This is a genomic window from Vibrio sp. YT-19(2023) (assembly GCF_033337395.1).
The window spans coordinates 1-517 of sequence record NZ_JAWOQN010001150.1 but is presented as its reverse complement, the minus strand read 5'-3'; the positions used below and the strand labels follow the sequence as shown (position 1 = coordinate 517).

Sequence of the window (517 nt, the reverse complement as noted above, 5' to 3'; positions counted from 1 at the left end):
TTGTTGTCACAAAAGAAAATACCGAGTGTTGCTTACCGCCAAGTCACATCACCGCTGAGTGTTATGAGCTCAATGAAAACACGCTACCAGTGTGGCTTTCTCAAGCTAAGCTCAAATACTTTTTACACGCCAAAGTCGATGACGCTCAAATTTCTGCGGACAATATTTTTTCCCGCAATGGTAAGTCCAATTTCTCAGATGTCGTCAATTATATCGCCAACAATGTTCATAAAGACCTAAGAGAAGAAGAAGCCGCGGCACTGTGCCATTACTCTCCGACTTACTTCTCAAAGGTGTTTCACCGCAAAGTTGGTATGTGTTTTCGTGACTATGTGACTGCGAAACGCATTTCATTAGCCAAAAAAATGCTGATCGAGAACGAATCCATGAAAATCGCGTATATCGCTTACCAATGTGGTTATCGCGATGTCTCGTACTTTTCTCGTATCTTTAAAAAGAAAACGGGGCTTTCTCCGGCGAATTATCGCCAACAGTTTTAAGCTCAAATCACAGCGTT

1 protein-coding gene is annotated in these 517 nt (G+C 42.2%); it reads left to right on the top strand.

All coding sequences use genetic code 11. The features are described from left to right. The coding region (locus R7E78_RS30555; protein WP_318059201.1) for an AraC family transcriptional regulator at nt 1-500 on the top strand (500 nt) is incomplete at its 5' end. Nucleotides 501-517: the final 17 nt, after the last annotated feature.